This is a genomic window from Flavobacteriales bacterium (assembly GCA_016704485.1).
Classification (GTDB): Bacteria; Bacteroidota; Bacteroidia; order Flavobacteriales_F; family PHOS-HE28; genus PHOS-HE28.
The window spans coordinates 934,303-950,175 of the sequence record JADJAA010000001.1 but is presented as its reverse complement, the minus strand read 5'-3'; the positions used below and the strand labels follow the sequence as shown (position 1 = coordinate 950,175).

12 protein-coding genes and 1 pseudogene are annotated in these 15,873 nt (G+C 52.5%); 5 read left to right on the top strand and 8 right to left on the bottom strand.

Annotated elements, in window-relative coordinates; all coding sequences use genetic code 11:
* Positions 1-19: 19 nt before the first annotated feature.
* Positions 20-1,819, bottom strand: a complete 1,800-nt coding sequence (locus tag IPF95_04070) for a hypothetical protein (GenBank protein ID MBK6473871.1) — start codon at positions 1,817-1,819, stop codon at positions 20-22.
* A gap of 1,156 nt (positions 1,820-2,975) precedes the next feature.
* Between IPF95_04070 and IPF95_04065 the strand changes: the two genes are divergently transcribed.
* Positions 2,976-3,497, top strand: coding sequence for a hypothetical protein (locus IPF95_04065; GenBank protein ID MBK6473870.1), 522 nt, complete (start codon positions 2,976-2,978; stop codon positions 3,495-3,497).
* Positions 3,498-3,686: 189 nt separating this feature from the next.
* Positions 3,687-4,787, top strand: a complete 1,101-nt coding sequence (locus IPF95_04060; GenBank protein ID MBK6473869.1) for a T9SS type A sorting domain-containing protein — start codon at positions 3,687-3,689, stop codon at positions 4,785-4,787.
* Between the two features lie 67 nt (positions 4,788-4,854).
* Here IPF95_04060 and IPF95_04055 read toward each other — a convergent pair.
* The 3 genes and pseudogenes from IPF95_04055 to IPF95_04045 all read right to left on the bottom strand — a co-directional run bounded on the left by IPF95_04055 (position 4,855) and on the right by IPF95_04045 (position 7,679).
* A pseudogene (locus IPF95_04055) lies at positions 4,855-5,013 on the bottom strand (dihydrofolate reductase).
* 140 nt (positions 5,014-5,153) lie between these two features.
* A complete protein-coding gene (locus IPF95_04050) occupies positions 5,154-5,732 on the bottom strand; it encodes a DUF1851 domain-containing protein (protein ID MBK6473868.1) in 579 nt (192 codons plus the stop codon).
* Positions 5,733-5,882: 150 nt separating this feature from the next.
* Positions 5,883-7,679: a T9SS type A sorting domain-containing protein gene (locus tag IPF95_04045; GenBank protein ID MBK6473867.1), complete on the bottom strand. Its 1,797-nt coding sequence runs from the start codon at positions 7,677-7,679 to the stop codon at positions 5,883-5,885.
* A 181-nt stretch (positions 7,680-7,860) separates the two neighbouring features.
* Between IPF95_04045 and galE the strand changes: the two genes are divergently transcribed.
* Positions 7,861-8,880, top strand: coding sequence for a UDP-glucose 4-epimerase GalE (galE, locus tag IPF95_04040; protein MBK6473866.1), 1,020 nt, complete (start codon positions 7,861-7,863; stop codon positions 8,878-8,880).
* Here galE and IPF95_04035 read toward each other — a convergent pair whose 3' ends face one another.
* The 4 genes from IPF95_04035 to IPF95_04020 form a co-directional block, all read right to left on the bottom strand.
* Positions 8,881-9,498, bottom strand: a complete 618-nt coding sequence (locus tag IPF95_04035) for a hypothetical protein (GenBank protein MBK6473865.1) — start codon at positions 9,496-9,498, stop codon at positions 8,881-8,883.
* A 14-nt stretch (positions 9,499-9,512) separates the two neighbouring features.
* Positions 9,513-10,967, bottom strand: coding sequence for an RNA polymerase factor sigma-54 (gene rpoN / locus IPF95_04030; protein MBK6473864.1), 1,455 nt, complete (start codon positions 10,965-10,967; stop codon positions 9,513-9,515).
* Between the two features lie 62 nt (positions 10,968-11,029).
* On the bottom strand, positions 11,030-11,704 hold the full coding sequence (locus tag IPF95_04025; protein ID MBK6473863.1) for a hypothetical protein: 675 nt from the start codon (positions 11,702-11,704) through the stop codon (positions 11,030-11,032).
* A 63-nt stretch (positions 11,705-11,767) separates the two neighbouring features.
* Positions 11,768-12,097 (bottom strand): YegP family protein, encoded by a 330-nt coding sequence (locus IPF95_04020; GenBank protein ID MBK6473862.1) that lies wholly within the window; start codon positions 12,095-12,097, stop codon positions 11,768-11,770.
* A gap of 256 nt (positions 12,098-12,353) precedes the next feature.
* Between IPF95_04020 and IPF95_04015 the strand changes: the two genes are divergently transcribed.
* Both IPF95_04015 and IPF95_04010 read left to right on the top strand, forming a co-directional pair.
* Complete coding sequence (locus IPF95_04015) at positions 12,354-13,979, top strand: STAS domain-containing protein (protein MBK6473861.1); 1,626 nt, start codon at positions 12,354-12,356, stop codon at positions 13,977-13,979.
* Positions 13,980-14,140: 161 nt separating this feature from the next.
* Positions 14,141-15,862: a hypothetical protein gene (locus IPF95_04010; protein MBK6473860.1), complete on the top strand. Its 1,722-nt coding sequence runs from the start codon at positions 14,141-14,143 to the stop codon at positions 15,860-15,862.
* The last annotated feature ends 11 nt before the right edge of the window (positions 15,863-15,873 follow it).

Sequence of the window (15,873 nt, the reverse complement as noted above, 5' to 3'; positions counted from 1 at the left end):
TGCACATGCAACGTCCGCATCACGGCCGCACGGCGTACACACGCATCATCAGGTCATCGATCTGGAACCTTCCTTCTCCGTTCTGGTTCCAGAGGTAGAAATGGAGCGCATCTCCTTCCTGCATTTCGGGTACGGGTATCCGCAGGTCAATTGCTTTCCAGGTACTGTCCGTGAGGCCGGTCATAGGCTCCATGCGGAACGAATTGTAAAAACCTTGTGTTCCATCAGCATGGGAAACACGGGTCACGCAGAGTGCTTTGGATGCTTCGCCAGCAAGAACCTCATAGCGCATGAAACCTACTTTCAGATAGACCTCGCGACCGGGCGGAATGATACCGGCCGGTGCGGTGAATGATGTGCCGTAATCCCTGTGTACATCGAATACGCACACACTGTCTTTGCTGAACGCATGGTCCATCCGCTCCAAATGTCCACCTGTCCAGTAGCGCGTTGGTCGTTCAAGGTCGGTGCTTTCCGTTAACACAAGCTCCAGCCCATTGGGGTGGTACGGCGCTTCTTCAGAACGGCCGCCGAGGCTGAAACGATACGCGTCATCGGTCTTCAGAAAGGTGTAGGCATACTTGGCTGCATCCATGTGTTCATGGTGGATGATGTCGTTCCTGTATTGCCAGTATTGGAAGAGGAACAGTCCAATGCAGGCCACGATGAAAACGCGTGCGGCTGTCCACCATCGTGGTGCAGCGCGTTGCAGGAGCCATGCTGCTGGGATCAACAGAACGGGGTAGTGGTCAATGTACACCCGACTGGCGAAACCACTGCCGTAATACCAGATCCACCAGCAACTGATCACGTAGGTATTCACTATCCAGTACAACACGGTGAACCCTGATCGGATGCGATCCGTGCGCCATAACAGGAACGCCGAACCAGCAGCCAGCAATAGGAACGGCGACCAAACAAATAACCCGCGCCGGATCCCGATCAGTACTTCGTAGACCATCGGCCTATCCCAATAGAACCCTTCATTGCGGTACCCCCATTCGAACCAACGGCCGGTCTGCGCATGCCAGAGAACGGGTTGCAGCCCAACGGTCAGCAAGATGATCAGTACGGCAAGCAACAACACGTACCAACGCTGCACCAACCGAGCAATGAGCATTACGGTATTCGATCCTGCCACGATCGGTATGGCCAGAAGCACCAAGCCGTTCACGGGTCGTATCAAGATGATCAGTCCGAAAAGTGCGGCCGCTGGTAAGGCCCAGCGCAGTCCTTCGCTACAGGCCAACTTATGCACCAGGAGCAGGAACACACTGATGGCACAGAACGAATACACGTGGGACCAGCCCGGTTGTATGGCCACGTACTGTAGCAGCGGCGTGGCGAACCCGAGACCAAGGATCAGCCAGGCAATGACCCTCTCGCGCACACTCAAGCGCCGGAACAACGCACGCAAGGCCAACAGGCCCAGCAAGTAATACACCCATCCGCCGATGCTGATGGCTTTCATTTCGTAGGCGCTGTAGCCATCGCGTGGAGCGGTATCATCCAGCAATGCCAGCCCATGACCAACGGCGAACCACGGCGCCATGGCGATCGCGGTGCCGCAGAAATACTTGTTCAAGGTGCCGTTGGGTGTGCGCTGCACGTATTCGTATGCGAACGGTTCATTGCCTAGGTCGTTCCGCAAAAAGGCCGCTGTGAGGTAACTGTAATAGCCCTTTGCGTCACTGCGGATGGTGTCTTTCCATCCATCGCCGTTCTTGCCGATCCACAGTCCATTCACCGAAAGCACCACGGTGCAGATCATTACCGTGAGGATTGCAAGCCAAGAACGAGAGCGCAGGATCGATCGCATGGTACGACGGCGTGAAGATGGTGATCGAAGTTGAGAAGTGCGGAATGGATGTATTCAGGAAGAGTCAACGCACACGAAACCGTCACTGCTAGCCACACCGTCACTGCGGGCTCGACCCGCAGTCTCGGTCTCGGAGCCAGGATGACGGAAACCCGTTTCAGAACCATTCATCTCTTAAGGTATATACCTTGCAACTGATCGGACAACGAAATGCAAAGCTTTTCATTTATGTCACTGAAGCGCCGGGTCGTCCGCCAAAACCCGGACAGACCCGGCGGAGGTTTGTAAGATACCGATTACGGCGTATAACAAATTATTCAACGAGGGGCTTTTGGAGGAATTGCTAACCAGTTTTAGAATAGTCAATACGCAAAGGGGCGTTGTTAATCTGGATCAACTCACGAGAAAGACCATACTAAGCGGATTGGAGTAATCATGGAAAGTAGCAAGCAGCCATACTGTTGCGACAGATTTCGTCTAAGGGCAACTGTAAATAGCGAGTCTGGTCTGAATATTAGGATTGTACAGATGAATCCGAAGTATCTTATGGACAAGACCAAGCCATATCGTTTCTTCATCACTCCAGGATATGACGGTACCGCAGAGTTTACCCCTACTCTGAATATTGCACATTGTCCTTTTTGCGGCGTTAACTTATTCGATTATTACGTTGATGAATCGTTTGTGAATGAATCCGAACCATCGCGCTTATTTCCTGACCAAGCCTAAATTTCCCCTGTTGGTCCGAGTTTGTAATTCGTGCCATTGACAACCGCACAATGCAAGCAAAGCGGAACCACGAACAGCGGTACGGCCCGGATCACTTCAAGGCGCAAACCCCAACAAAAACCACAAAAACCTGTCCCTAACAAGCAACATTAAACCACCGCAGGGTGAGACCAAGCCGTAGCCCACGCAGACAAACCTTAAGCCCCTGCAAGGTGAACCTTAGCCCACGTAGACAAACCACCGCCAGGTCTGTCGCGCTCTGGCGACGACCCTGCGCCCTCGAAGCCGGAAAGACATCAACCCATTTCACTACGAGTCATGCCGTATCAATTCAACCAATAGAACCGAGTTTCCCCACATGTGGGTATTGTAGGAGGTGGAGCAGGCCCGGACATTTGTAACGTCAATGTCAAACACACTCCCCACAATGAAAAAGCAAGCCACCAACCTCTTCCTCTCTGCTCTCCTTACTGGTCTTTGCGCACTGATCGGTATCGGACTCTTCGCAGCACCAGGCAACGAGACCACCACGGATAAGTTGGTACTAACAGGATGGTTGCACATGGATACCCTGGATGCACAGGATGTAGTTCTTGCAGTTGAGTTGGGAGATTCCGAGTGCATGTTCGCCAAGGTGCAGCCGAACGGTCGTTTCGAGTTCCATGTTCCTGTGAATGTGAAAGCCCGTTTGATCTTTTACAAGCCCGGCTTCATCACCAAGTCTGTTGATGTTGATACCCGCAACGCATTGAACACCAAAGACGCCCAGAAAGCCAACCAAAAAGTGGATTTCGATGTGATCCTTGAAGCAAACGACATTCACCGCGGCCTTGAGTACGCTGGTCCGGTAGGAGCCATTACCTTCCTGAATGGTTCGGGCCTAATGAAAGTAAAGCACGACCGCAAGATGATCCCGGTTGAGACCATGGCCGCTCTTGCTGGTGAGTAGACCGAACAGGACATTCAATAATAGCATGAAGCCTCCCGCCGTTAGGCGGGGGGCTTTGTTCGTTGTTTCATGCGCAGCGACGGCACGCCTTTATTAAAAGCCGGACCTTTACGCTGTATGAAACGCTTATCATTCACCAGTGTATGCTGCTTGCTTGGTCTTTTAGTCTTCGCGCAACCGGCACGGATAATGACCTGGAACGCACTCAACTTTTCTACGGCGTCTCAGGACAGGGTCGTCTATTTTCAGACGGTCGTGGATTCGCTACAGCCGGATATTCTGGTTGTGCAGGAGGTAGAGGAGGAGCCTGCTGCAGCGTTCTTTCAGAGTGCGGTGCTGGGCGGCAGCATGGCGATGGCACCGTTCGTTGATGGCTTCGGTACGGACAATGCGTTGTACTATAATGCTACTGTATTCGAGGCCGTAGCCAACATCCCCATTCAAACGGACCTGCGCGATATTTCACAATTCGTGTTGGTGCATTTGGCCTCCGGCGATACGCTGCGGGTGTTCTCCGTGCATTTGAAATCCAGCTCGGGTTCGGACAATCAGGACATGCGCTTGAACGAGGTGAATGCCTTGCGTCAGGTCACCGATCAGTTGCCAGCGGATTCCTACTTCATCGTATGTGGCGATTTCAATACCTATGGTTCCAATGAACCGGCCTATCAACGGTTGTTGTCCACTACGGGGAGCGGTTATTTCATCGATCCCATCGTGTTATCCGGAATATGGAACAATGCGAACTACGCACCCCACCACACCCAAAGCACACGCAGCACCGCGTTCGGCGGAGGCGCATCCGGCGCTATGGACGATCGGTTCGACATGATCCTCTTCTCGCCAAATTTGCTAGCCACAAATGGCGTGACCTATGTAACGAACAGCACCTGGGCCGTTGGTAACGATGGGCAACATTACAACCAGAGCATCAATGCGATGCCGAACGCATCCGTAAGCCAGACCATGGCCGATGCGCTCTATTATGCCGCGGACCATTTGCCGGTTGTCGCATCCATTGAGTTCTTCAATAGGGTTTCTGTTGAAGAACGTGTTGCACTGAACACGCTCACCGTTTATCCCAACCCAAGCCACGGAACGATCACCGTAGAACTACCAGCCGATCACACTTCAACAGTAACCGTGTTGGATGCAACGGGCAGAATGGTCTATTCCGACAAAGGAATTGGGTCGCTAGCATTGGACCTCAACAGCCTAACCGGTGGCGTGTACTACTTGAAGGTGACGAGTTCGAGCGAAGAGCGCGTGGTGAAGTTGTTATTGCTTTAGTACTTCGGTTTACGCCACGGCGAACTCTACATGCGCTACGGTTCTGCAGTGAGAGAAAAGCAATTTGCTACGGTCTATCTACGATATAATTCAGTTCGGTTACACCGCACTCGAATCGGTGCGTGGTCACCAGCTTCAGTTTCGTTCTGTCCTTGATACCCGTGAACAATGGAATGCCTTTTCCAAGAATGATCGGGTTCACGAAGAGCCAATAGCCGTCGATCATCTGATAGTTTTTGCGACCATACAATGTCGCGTCGCTTTTGCTGATCCGCTTACCAACATTCTCTACTATCCTAGATCTAAAGCGTGATAGCACCTGCACATTTTTCCAGGGTGAAGAGAACACGCTCAACCTGCGGCGTTTCAGATTTGCCGGAGCATATCCCAGTGGACCAACGCATCGCCAAGGGTGCATCGGGTGGGGTCACCATCGCCACCAAGTGCGCGCATGGGTGTGTGACATAACATCTGATCGCGCGTAGGTGGCGGCACACCGGCCGCCATGGCTTTTTGGAATGCATCGAGTTGCAGTTCATCTTGGCGGGTGCTGTCCTTTTGCAGGTGATCGCTGAAGAACTCATCCACCTCGAATAGAATGTGCTTCGCATAGCCGGTCTGCGGATCCAACAACGTTATGTCATGCGGGTACATGGGCGTATTCGGATTGTTCAATTGGCGCAGATAGTACAGGCTGCCGAACGCAGTGAGGATCAACGGCACATAACGCTTCTTTTCGTCGCGCATGATATACGGGTAGATCGCTGGCTCATATTTGATGGGGTCCACCACTTGCAACAAGCCATTCCCATAGGTTCCAACACCGTTTTGCCAAAGCGCCAATACTTCCGGCGTAACCGAAGGAGCCAACGCATCGACCACTGATTGCTCCAAAGGAATGCAGCCTGCATCCGGAGGGTACATAGCGAGGAATTTTTCCAACATGTGTTTTCTAAGTTGATGCGAAAATAGGGTTCATTTGACTGAATGAGATCGGTTGCTCACACGCATGATCCACTCAGTTTAGTAAGAACTAAGCTTTACGATCCGGGCACATGCAGCACTGAACCTGCTCTGATAAGAATGATCACGAGATCACTGCTTTAGAACCTTCCCACTTTGCACAAGCTCATTGTCCGACCAGATCTGATAGAAGTATAAACCGGGGTCAAGGTCAGTGGTGTTCACTGTTGTGGAGCCATGGAAACGGTAACTATCTACAGTTCTTGAAGAGGCATCAAAAAGGGTAAGCTGATAGGCCTGGTCCTGTTCGGCGGTAATGTTCAGTGTATTCGAGAAGGGTACAGGAAAAACACGCACTTGCGGAAGCACCGGTTCTGGTTCGGAGACTCCTACTCCTCCTGTGCATTGGCTATGCACCACAATTGGGAAGGGTTCATTGACGGTGTTGTCGTTAAGACTGGTCAGCGTAATATCATTTAAAGAGAAACCCATAGTACTCTGCTGGATACTTTCAATGGAAACCGAATCAACCGAAGAAAGTGAAGGACGATGCGCACACGTATTACCGATACTATCAGCTTGTACAATGTATGGTAAAGTCATCGTTGAAGTGGAGATCTGGAAGAAAGCACTTTTGCGATAGAGGAAGAGAAGCCCAGATGCGGACCTGGTCAATTGAACAACTGAACTATTATATGACGAATTTACCGGTATCACCCATTGATGATCGCGCTCATGCAGAACAACATCATTGCTTTGGTCAATGATCCAGATATCAGATTGCCCTAACATTTGTGGCGGAGAACCCGAAATTGTTGAACCCAATTGGTACATCAGTACCGAGTTACTGTCATAAGGAATGAAATGCTGAATGTTGAAATTCGAATGCCGCATGAATGACTTAGAACTTAGCAGTTCCCCGGCACTATCAATTACGAGCATGATCGGATGTGGCGCCAGATCAACCCGGTTCAACCCGATCGCATATCCATCACCCATTCGGACTACGCCAACTAGCCTGTCCTGATATCCCGAGTCGAACACCTTCGCCCATTGCACATTCCCGTCAAGATCAAAAGCAACCGCATTTATTGCATTATTGATGGTTGCAACCGCGACCAATGAATTGGCATTCATTGTGATGTCCATGTTTCCAACTATACCGGATGTATGCACCTTTTTTGTCCATATAGGCGTTCCGGTAGTATCCAATTTAGTAACATGGAAACTAGAGTCCAGTGGAGAATAGAACGAACTGTTCCGCGAATAGGCCAGACCGTAAATATGATCTTGATGCAATACGACCTTATGCAACGGCATGGTTGCATTGTTTGAAGGCCGCCTCGCCCATACAAGCTCACCCATCCCATTCAACTTGTAGAGAACGAAAGACCTTAAGCCCATTCCAGTGTAATATCCCAGATCGGGATCAAACGTTCGCGTTACTGAATCCCTCAGCGCACTCACGTAATAGCCGGATTGACCGTCGGAAATGATATCCGTTGGGTAAGTGTATTTAGTGGTGATCACGGAGTCGCCCTCAGAACTGTCGTGGATTTCACTGGGATGAATAGACAGTGACCGACTCCAGAGCGAATTACCGGTACTATCAACCTGAACTAAATAGAAACAGGTATCGAATTCTTGGTATGTGCCAGCGTTGCTCAAGCTCAAGGAGCCATTGCCATCATTGGCGCCAATTATAGTGTGCGGACTATACTGTAGACCGAATGGAAGTGATAGGCAGGTTTCGAAACAACACGAGTAGAGCGGTTGGGCTTGGCACGTAAACGTTGGTTGTAACAAGAAGAGGGTCAGGATCAAAAAAGTGAACGACCCATAGCGGTGACCTTTCGGAATTGAACCGCCCCAACGACATAGGTTGTTGAGGTACACCGATCGCCTATCAACCGAATTCTTGTCGTTCATGATCTGCTCGTTCCGCTGAACTAAGATAGCTTGAATAGTTGGCGCGTGTATGTGAACCTTTGTAGGCTATGCTCATTACGCTGGATAACAAGCGCGCCATGCTCTACTAACGATCACCATTGAGCAATTCTGATCGAATCACGGATCGGGATGGTCGCATTCGTTCCACCTTTGCAAGCGAATGAAAAAAGTGATCGTAACCGGAGGGGCAGGGTTCATTGGCTCGCATACCTGTGTGGAGTTGCACAATGCGGGGTACACGCCTGTGATCGTGGATGATCTGCGGAACAGTGAAGAGCGCGCGTTGGAAGGGATCGCGGCGATCATGGGCAAAGCACCTAGCACCCACCGTGTGGATTGTACGGATGCAGCGGCGATGGATGCCGTGTTCGCAAAAGAAGGAGAAGTGTTCGGCGTCATTCATTTCGCAGCGGATAAAGCGGTTGGTGAGAGTGTGAAGGAGCCCTTGAAATACTACCGGAACAACGTGGGTTCGTTGGTGGTGCTGTTGGGTGCAATGAAGAAGCATGGTGTGGAGCGCATCGTGTTTTCATCGAGCTGTACGGTCTATGGTCAACCGGAGGAACTGCCGGTAACCGAAGCGGCACCGGACCGCAATGCGAACTCACCTTATGGCTTCACCAAAGTGGTGTGCGAACAATTGTTGCGCGATCAAAGCGCTGCGGTACCCGGTCTGAAGGCTGTGCTGTTGCGTTATTTCAATCCGATCGGTGCACACCCGAGTGGGTCCATTGGTGAATTGCCGCTGGGTGTGCCCAACAACCTGGTGCCCTTCGTTACGCAAACAGGTGCGGGCATGCGCAAGGAATTAACTGTGCATGGCAACGATTACGCAACACCGGATGGCAGTTGCGTGCGCGATTACATCCACGTGGTGGATCTTGCCTGGGCCCATGTGCGCGCGTTGGAATGGATGGAAGAACGTACCGCGCCGTTATGCGAAGTATTCAACATCGGAACGGGCAACGGCATAACGGTACTTGATGTGGTGAACACCTTCATGAAGGTGACCGGTGTGAACATTCCATACACGATCGGCCCACGGAGACCGGGCGATGTGGAAAGCGTTTATGCAGAGACGAGCAAGAGCGGCAAAGTGCTGGGTTGGAAAGCAGAACGCGGGTTGGATGATGCCTTGCGCGATGCCTGGACCTGGCAATGTGCGCTGCAGAAAAAGTGATCACGACCCGATCCCGAAGATAACCGAAGCATAGGTACACGCGACGCCAAGGGCGGTACCTGCATAGATCTGCGCAGGTGTATGATCGGTGATCAACAAGCGCATTGTTCCGAGTATACCTGCCACCAATATCAACCCGGCGATCACGAAGAAGGTGTTAAGTCCGTGCAGTGTTGTTAATCCACAGATCGCGCCAAGCACGCCGCCGATACCGACCATGTGCGCGCTGATCTTCCATTTTAATGTGATCAACGTGGTGAATAACAACGCGACGAATATGCCGATGAAGAGCGCGCCAACGGTCCAGTGGAGCGGTGTGCGCTGCAGCAGGTACCACATCATGCCGTAGTAGATCAGCGTAAGTAGATAGGGTGGAATACGCTCGCCGCGTTCAGGCATCTGCAAGCTGCTGATAATGCCGGTGCGCAACAGCAGTACCGTGCTGGTAAGTGGGAAGGCGATCGTCATCAACGCGACCATACCGAAGATGATCCACCGGTGCTCCGGAGCCAGAAAGAACGCCACGTGAGGATCTATCTGAAAGATCAGCATCACCAGGTACAAGGGCATGAACAACGGGTGCAACAGCACGGAAAGAAACTTGGCAACTGCGCGCATGATCCCGGATACGATCACAGCACCTTCCGCAGGCGTGCTACGGGCAGTCCCAATTGCTCACGGTATTTAGCAACGGTGCGGCGCGCAATGTTGTAGCCTTTCTCCTTCAACAACGCAGTGAGCTCATCATCGGTGAAGGGCTTCTGTTTGTTCTCCGCGTCGATCGCATTGTTCAGGATCTTCTTCACCTCGCGTGTGCTCACTTCCTCACCACTATCGGTACTGAGGCTTTCACTGAAGAAGAACTTGAGGATGAACGTGCCGTGGTTGGTCTGCACATACTTGCTGTTGGCCACGCGACTGATTGTGCTGATGTCCAAGTGAACGCGCTCCGCAATGTCCTTCAGGATCATCGGTCTCATCTTGGTCTCGTCGCCGGTAAGGAAGAATTCCTTTTGGTAATCCATGATCGCTTCCATGGTAACGAGCAAGGTATTCTGCCGTTGCTTAATGGCATCGATGAACCACTTGGCGGAATCCAATTTCTGCTTGATGAACTGGAGCGCATCACGCTGTTCCTTGTCCTTCTTTCCTTTGGAATATTCGGAGATCATTTCGCGGTACGCACGGCTCACACGCAGTTCCGGCGCGTTACGTCCGTTCAGCGAAAGTTCCAATTGGCCCTCCACTTCGTTCACGATGAAATCCGGAATGATCTCCTGTGCTGCGCGATCGGTGCCACGCATGGTGTTACCGGGTTTCGGGTTCAGGTGTACGATCAGTTCAATGGCGCCACGCAAGGCGTCCTCATCGATCTCCAGCTTATCCAGGATGCGCTCATAATGCTTCTTGCTGAACGCTTCAAAATGTTTGTCGATGATCTCTTCCGCAATGCGCTGATCCAAGCTGTGCGGAATACGCCTTACCTGTAAGAGCAAGCATTCGCGTAGATCGCGCCCGCCCACACCGGCAGGGTCCAACGACTGCAACAAGGAAAGGGCTTTCTCCAGCTCTTCCTTTTCGCAACTAACGCTTTGTGTAAAGGCAAGATCGTTCACGATGTTATCGAGGTCGCGACGCAGATAACCGTCCTCATCCAAATTGCCGATCAAGTTCTCGGCAAGCATCACGGTACGTTCATCACTGCGGCGCAGGGACAGTTGTTGGCGCATCGCATCCTGGAACGTAGTGCCACCGGCCAGCGGGATCTCGCGCTGCTCATCATCCGGTCCGGTGTTATTGGCACTGAGCTTATAATCCGGTGTTTCGTCGTCCTGATAATAGTCGCTCAGGTCGAACTCGTCGCGTTCAGCGTCCTCCTTGTCGGTCTCCTCAGTAGTAGCAATATCCATGTCGAGGTCATCCTCCTCGTCCTGATCCTCTCCTTCCTCCAGCGCGGGGTTCTCTTCGATCTCTTGCTTAATGCGTTGCTCCAGTTCAATAGTAGGCACTTGCAGCAACTTCATCAGCTGGATCTGCTGAGGAGAAAGCTTCTGTTGAAGTTTGAATGATAGGTTCTGCTTGAGCATGTACGGTGCAAAAATACACAGAGCCTGGGCACGGTGCCCACGAATATGCAACCCTTTCCGGATCAGGACTTCACCACCCGCCTGATCGCAATTACATGTGCAAAGAGCACTAGGGGAACGACAACGGTCGGTAGCAGGTTCATGGGGAAGTACAGCACTGCAATGTTCGGTTGATCGAAAGCGAGTTGTTGTATCGGTGACGGAATGCAGAACGCTGCGGTGATCACCACATTGAGCAACAACATGAGCGTGAGCACATTCCAAACAAGAAGCAGGCGCTTGTTCACTGAGCCATTTCTAAAAGCGATGTACGCAATGACCGGAGCACTCAGACCGGAGAGTACATCGAAATTGGTTCCATGTACGCTCATGTATTTGCTCAAAAGAGCAATGTTCACCAAGCAGTACAGGACAATTTCAACAGGAACACGGATCACATGCATCCAGGTCAATGTGCGTAGATCGGAACGATCCATAAGAGCACGGCCGCTCTTGTTGAGCACACAGGCCGCTATAAAAATGAGCGTTGGCAACACGCCGAACGCGAATACACGCGGCGGTATGGAAGAGGAATCCGTGTAGAATCCCGAGAGACCCAATGCGGCCTGTAGACCTGCCCAAAGCAATACGCCGATCAGCATCCCGCGCGACTTTAAAGCGAGTACGAAACAGATGATCGTGGCGAGCGTGATCAGGACAAACAGAAGGGTGATCCAGATCGGGAGGGTGGGGAGCATGGGTGTGAAAGGTTCGATCTATTTATCAATTGATCCTTTGCGTGGCCCGCTTCGGATCACCGATCAGCGATCGTACCCAACAACCTCGGCCTCCTCGGCATTGTCCTTCACAGCTTCAATGGCCTTATCGCGTTCGCCGGTGGTCGCAAAGAGTTCGCCGGTCGCTACTATTTCGCCATCATAGGATTGTAGGGTGAAACCGTGGCCTTCTTCGCTGCGGCTGCGTTCGTAACTGCGCGCTTCAGGTGCAAGACTCACGGCGCGCTCAATGGCCTCTTCAGCCTCGGCCTTGCTCTCAAAACCTTCGCTGGTAAGCAGCACCTTGCCGCTGGCTGTCTTCAATTGAAAGCAAAGGTCATTGTTCGTGTCCCGGAATAATTCAAAAGTACTCATGTGTGGGCCGAATTTACGACATCCGGATCTGGGTCGTTCGGAATGCGTAGTAGTGTTCTCTGTAGGTTCTTCAGCCGTATGGTGGCAACTTAGCGTTCTGCCGTCGGGACGATCGAAGCAAAGCACCGATGATGATCGATCGCAGAACACCTCCGCACTGAGTACTACGCAACGGCTTTTCGCACAGGAGCTGGTTAGCACGTTGCTGCTGCGTTCACGAAGTTGATCCACCGGAAAGCGTTACTTCGATCCCGGAATGAGCGAGTTCGTGCCCAAGTTATTCACCCTGTGGAAAGCGGGGATCACTGGAGAACAGCTGCGCAAGGACATTTCATCCGGCATCATTGTCGGGATCATTGCCTTACCACTGGCCATCGCTTTCGCGATCGCATCAGGCGTATCGCCGGAGAAGGGACTGGTCACGGCGATCATTGCCGGCTTCGCTATTTCCGTGTTCGGAGGCAGCCGTGTACAGATCGGTGGACCTACCGGTGCCTTCATCATTATTGTGGCGGACATCGTTCGCGTGCATGGTGTGGGCGGGCTTACCATCGCTACGTTCATGGCGGGGATACTCATCATGGTGCTCGGTTTTGTGCGAGCTGGCGGATTGTTGAAGTACTTCCCGCATACGTTGGTCGTGGGCTTTACATCCGGCATTGCCGTGGTGATCTTCTCTACGCAGATCAATGACTTCGCTGGGCTGGGTATGATGGAAGTGCCCGCGGAAATGGTCTCGAAGTGGTCGGCGTATGCGAGGCATATTTCCACGCTCAACCCATATGCTGTGTTGCTTGGTATAACATCGCTGTTGCTCACGGTTCTTTTGCCCAAGCTTACGCCTCGCATACCGGGCCCGCTGGCCGCGATCATGGTGTGTACTGCTGCTGCTTGGTTCTTGCACTGGCCAGTGGAGACCATTGAAGGTCGCTTCGGCGCGATACCGAATACCTTGCCGATGCCCGGGATAGCACCGATCAGTATGGCTACGCTGCGCGAACTGATACAACCGGCCATTGCGATCGCGCTGCTGGGTTCCATCGAATCACTGTTATCCGCGGTGGTGTCCGATGGTATGATAGGTGGCCGCCATCGCAGCAACATGGAATTGGTGGCGCAGGGTGGTGCGAATATGCTCTCTGCTCTTTTTGGCGGCATTCCCGCAACTGGTGCCATCGCGCGCACAGCGACCAACGTGAAGAACGGAGGTCGTACGCCGATGGCCGGCATCGTGCACGCACTCACATTGTTGGTGATCATGCTGGTGGCCGCACCGTTGGCCGGTAAGATCCCGCTGGCCTGTTTGGCGGGCATTCTCATCGTGGTCGCATACAACATGAGCGAATGGCGCAGCTTCCGTACGATCCTGAAAGGTGACCGCCATGATACTGTTGTGCTGTTGGTCACGTTCCTCATCACGGTCTTTTTCGATCTTGTACTGGCCATTGAAGTAGGCATGGTGCTTGCCGCCTTTCTGTTCATGAAGCGCATGAGCGACATTTCCGATCTGCGGCCGGTGATGAATGAAGGCAGTGACACCATGATCGCTGATGAGGTGGTGGACATTCCGAAGGATATGCTCGTGTTCGATATCAGCGGGCCTTTGTTCTTCGGTGCCGCGCAGCGGTTCCACGATGTGCTGGCAGAGATCAACGATCGACACAAGATCATTGTGTTCCGCATGAAGAACGTTCCGATGATCGATGCTACGGGAATACATCGGTTGGGCGACATCATACAACTTATGGAGCGCGGCAAGCGCCGGGTCGTTCTCACGGACCTCGATCCGCGTGTTGCACGGATATTGGAGACCGAGCCTTGGTTCCACAAGGATCGCGCAGCACGGGACATGAAGGAATTGCTGGCCCGGTTGGGAACGTGATCACGGGGAATGAACGGAAGTGATCAGGGCTACGCAGCATTGTACGGCCGGACGCAGGGGTACGGAATATTGGTGAAAACTGACCGCGAAACACCTGCAAATAACCTAATGATCACCCGATCTTCGTGCCGTAGATGGCGATGCGTGCTCCCGGGAAAAAGATGTGGAAGTTCTTGAAAGGGCTTGCCATTGCTATGGTCGGTATACTCGTGATCCTGGCGGCACTTGCTGCATGGTGGATACCTAATTACGGCGAGGCATGGTTGGATACTGCGCTGCGCGAACGCATCGCGGAGACCATCGATCAGGCCAGTGTGGATGGGTATCATTTTCACATGGACAGCTTGCTGACGGATGTCAAGACCGGGTCCGTGACCATTACCGGAGTGGAACTGGATTTTGCACCGGAACTGATGGATAGTTTGCGTACCGGAGCCTTCCAGTATTTGTTCGATGCCAGTGCGGATCGGATCGAATTGCATGGGCTTTCCTTTTGGCGCTTGCTCTGGAAAAGGGAATTCCGCGTGTCGTCTTTCTCCATTAGCGGCCCCACATTCAACTACTTGATCGGTGATGAACACATCCGTTTGGAAGATCCTTTCGAACGGTTGAAAGGGGATAACATGAACGTTGCTATCACGCTGCTAACAGCAGATACGATCAGCGTACTGAAGGCTTCTGCCACGGTGCAGGATCTCGGTGAACGGTTGCCCGATATGCAGGTAAGTGAATTGGATCTTATAGGGTACGGCGTGCGTGTGTTCATGGGCGCTCGTCACAACGGTGTGCGGTTATCCGTCACAGGCGCAGAGCTGCAATTGGAAAGCATGCACACGCAATTGGCAGATGGCGCAGCATTAAGCGTTGGTCGTGTTGAACTATCCTTGAGCGAGCGCAACGGAGTTGTACGTGATTTCCGCCATGTAGCGCCACAACGGGATTCCACCAATTCTGAAAAGCTGCCGAATACGGAATTGATGGTGGCATTGGATAGCCTCCTGTTAACGGGGTTGGAGGTGGATGAACTGATCGCACACCAGGTGCTGCATTTAGGTAATGCACAGATCTTCGGACTGCAAATGGAAGCAGCGTTGGATAAGACCTTTCCGCTAGCGCCGCGTACACCAAAGGTCCTCCCTCCGGCAGCGCTGCTCGGGGTGCGCTTTCCAATTCGCGTGGATACGATCTCCATACATGATGCACACCTCCTCTACCGCGAACGCGATGATGGTACGGAGCGATGGGGTGAAGTCGCCTTCGATCAATTGAATGGCCTGTTCCTTGGAATAACCAATGAGCTAGGTGCAATAGAAGGAACTCCGGAAATAACAGGAACCCTCAAGGCCACACTGTTCGATAAGGCACCGATAGAGATCACCTATTCCGCGCAATTGGATGGATCGGAGAACTTTGTGATCAACGCAACGGCAACGGATCTTCCGGTAGTACTTCTGAATGATGTTACGCGCCCGTTGGCGCGGTTGCAGATGGATGCAGGCCTATTGAAGCGCCTGTATCTGCACATGGAAGGCGATAACATAAAAGCGCATGGAAAGCTTGCACTCAGCTACACTGATCTCAAAGCGCGTGTAGAACCTGGTACACCGCGAGAGAAATACAACAGTATGATGGGCACGGTCGTGGAAACCATGTTGAAGGAGTTGTACGGTGGCGGTCTGGATGCCGACCGCGAGCGCAACTTCAGCATCGACCGTGATCCCGATCGCGCATTGACCGGGTACTTATGGCACGCTACGCGCGAGGGCTTGATCCGCAACCTAAGTCCTGAAGTGGTCGATCGTATGAAAAAGATGTTGCGTGTTGAAGGCGATCTCCGCAGGGCAAGACGTGCGAAACGGCGCGCAGATAAGGAAGGGGAGTGATCGTTGAAAAG

What these genes read in the sequence shown, in the direction of transcription:
- IPF95_04070 (MBK6473871.1), bottom strand. Translation starts at nt 1,819, where the DNA reads ATGCGATCGATCCTGCGCTCTCGTTCTTGGCTTGCAATCCTCACGGTA.
- IPF95_04065 (MBK6473870.1), top strand. Translation starts at nt 2,976, where the DNA reads ATGAAAAAGCAAGCCACCAACCTCTTCCTCTCTGCTCTCCTTACTGGT.
- IPF95_04060 (MBK6473869.1), top strand. Translation starts at nt 3,687, where the DNA reads ATGACCTGGAACGCACTCAACTTTTCTACGGCGTCTCAGGACAGGGTC.
- IPF95_04050 (MBK6473868.1), bottom strand. Translation starts at nt 5,732, where the DNA reads ATGTTGGAAAAATTCCTCGCTATGTACCCTCCGGATGCAGGCTGCATT.
- IPF95_04045 (MBK6473867.1), bottom strand. Translation starts at nt 7,679, where the DNA reads ATGAACGACAAGAATTCGGTTGATAGGCGATCGGTGTACCTCAACAAC.
- galE (MBK6473866.1), top strand. Translation starts at nt 7,861, where the DNA reads ATGAAAAAAGTGATCGTAACCGGAGGGGCAGGGTTCATTGGCTCGCAT.
- IPF95_04035 (MBK6473865.1), bottom strand. Translation starts at nt 9,498, where the DNA reads ATGCGCGCAGTTGCCAAGTTTCTTTCCGTGCTGTTGCACCCGTTGTTC.
- rpoN (MBK6473864.1), bottom strand. Translation starts at nt 10,967, where the DNA reads ATGCTCAAGCAGAACCTATCATTCAAACTTCAACAGAAGCTTTCTCCT.
- IPF95_04025 (MBK6473863.1), bottom strand. Translation starts at nt 11,704, where the DNA reads ATGCTCCCCACCCTCCCGATCTGGATCACCCTTCTGTTTGTCCTGATC.
- IPF95_04020 (MBK6473862.1), bottom strand. Translation starts at nt 12,097, where the DNA reads ATGAGTACTTTTGAATTATTCCGGGACACGAACAATGACCTTTGCTTT.
- IPF95_04015 (MBK6473861.1), top strand. Translation starts at nt 12,354, where the DNA reads ATGAGCGAGTTCGTGCCCAAGTTATTCACCCTGTGGAAAGCGGGGATC.
- IPF95_04010 (MBK6473860.1), top strand. Translation starts at nt 14,141, where the DNA reads ATGTGGAAGTTCTTGAAAGGGCTTGCCATTGCTATGGTCGGTATACTC.